The organism is Mesorhizobium sp. M2A.F.Ca.ET.037.01.1.1 (assembly GCF_003998075.1).
Taxonomy (GTDB): Bacteria; Pseudomonadota; Alphaproteobacteria; order Rhizobiales; family Rhizobiaceae; genus Mesorhizobium.
Map to the genome: position 1 here is coordinate 1 of NZ_RZSA01001241.1, position 1,668 is coordinate 1,668.

At 63.5% G+C, this 1,668-nt stretch carries 1 protein-coding gene; it reads right to left on the bottom strand.

Going from position 1 to position 1,668, the window contains the following annotated elements; genetic code table 11:
- Window positions 1–212: 212 nt before the first annotated feature.
- Window positions 213–1,469 carry a D-amino acid dehydrogenase gene (locus tag EOA27_RS35535; RefSeq protein ID WP_126079325.1) on the bottom strand — a complete coding sequence of 419 codons (1,257 nt, stop codon included), beginning with the start codon at window positions 1,467–1,469 and terminating at the stop codon, window positions 213–215.
- Between the last annotated feature and the right edge of the window lie 199 nt (window positions 1,470–1,668).

Below are 1,668 nucleotides of genomic sequence, written 5' to 3' on the forward strand. Positions count from 1 at the left end.
ACAAAACGACGCCCCGCATCCATGATGCCAGTCTCTCGCCAAACCATCGCCGGTCCTCCCGGCTGGCAAGAAAACTGTCACCCATCTAATCGGTCCATTCTGTTACCTATCTATCCGGTTCGGACACGGCCAGCCCCTTCGCCCCGTTTACGGGGAGAAGGTGCCCGAAGGGCGGATGAGGGGCAGCGCCAACGTCGCCGATTGGATAGGTTTCAGCGTGCCGTCCCGTATAGCAATCCTTTGGGATCGATCTGTGGCTTTCTGCCGGCGACGACATCCGCCAGGAATTGCCCCGAGCCGCAGGCCATCGTCCAGCCGACATGACCGTGGCCGGTGTCGAGATAGAGGTTGCGGTATTTCGCCTGGCCGATCACGGGAACCGAGTTCGGCATCATCGGCCGCAATCCCGCCCACAGCACGGCTTTCTTCTCGTCGAAGGCTCCCGGGAAAAGATCCTTGCCGGTTTCCAGGATGGTCCTGAAATCGCTGGGCTTGAAGCTGCGGTCGAAGCCGGTGAACTCGGCCGTCGAGGACATGCGCAGGCGATTGCCGAGCCTCGAATAGCCGATCAGCCGGTCCTCGTCGGCGCCGCCCATGGTCGGGCCCTTGCTTTCGTCCTCCAAGGGAATCGTCGCGGTGTAGCCCTTCACCGGATAGACCGGCAGGTCGATGCCGTAGCGGCGGCCGAGCAGACCGCTTTCCGGTCCCATGGAGATGACGACGGCGTCGCCGGTGACCGGGCCGGCCGAGGTCATGACGGCGCGCGCCCGGTCGCCCTCGATGTCGAGGCCCTGGATTGTCGTGCCGAACAGGAATTTCACGCCGAGCTTCTCGGCGGCATGGGCGGCGAGCCTGTCGGTGAACTGCTTGGAATCGCCGGTCTGGTCGATCGGCGAATAGACGCCGCCGGCGATCTTTTCCTTCACGCCGGCCAGGCCCGGTTCCAGCTCGATCAGGCGCTCGCGACCGACGATCTCGATCGGCAGACCGTGCTCGCCGAGATAGCGGTAATTGTCGATGCCGGTGTCGAGGCTCTTCTGCGAGCGGAAGAAATAGAGGATGCCCTTCCTGCGCTCGTCGTAGTGGATGCCGGTCTCCTCCGACAGTTGATTGATGCACGCGCGGGAATGCAGCGCGAGCCTGAGCTTGATGTCGGTGTTGGCGCGCAGCCGCTTCACGGTGCATTCGCGCAGGAAGCGCAGGCTCCAGGCATAGAAATAGGGATCGAGGCGGAGTCTCACCTTGATGCCGAGATCGTGGTTCCAAAGCGCGCGCAGGAAGGTCTTCAGCGCGGCGGGCGAAGCCCAGGCGGTGGCGTCGCCGGGCGACACCAGGCCGGCATTCGACTGGCTGGTGCCTCGGGCCGCCGCCTCGTGGCGCTCGATCACCGTCACCTCGTGACCGTCCTTGGCCAGATAATAGGCGGCCGCCGTGCCAACCACGCCGGCGCCGAGAACCAGGATCTTCATGCCGTCCCCTCAAGCATCATGGCGGCGGCACACCCGGAGGGCACCGCCGCATGAGGCTCAATACCGCTTCCAAAGGCGCCGGACGAGCCCTAGGCCCAACAGCTGGACTTTTTGTCTTGACCCAATTCCGGACGGAAAACCGCTACACACTTTTCCTGGAATTGCTTAGCTTCTCACGGAATTCTTGCCCGTCAGGATG

What these genes read in the sequence shown, in the direction of transcription:
- EOA27_RS35535 (WP_126079325.1), bottom strand. Translation starts at nt 1,469, where the DNA reads ATGAAGATCCTGGTTCTCGGCGCCGGCGTGGTTGGCACGGCGGCCGCC.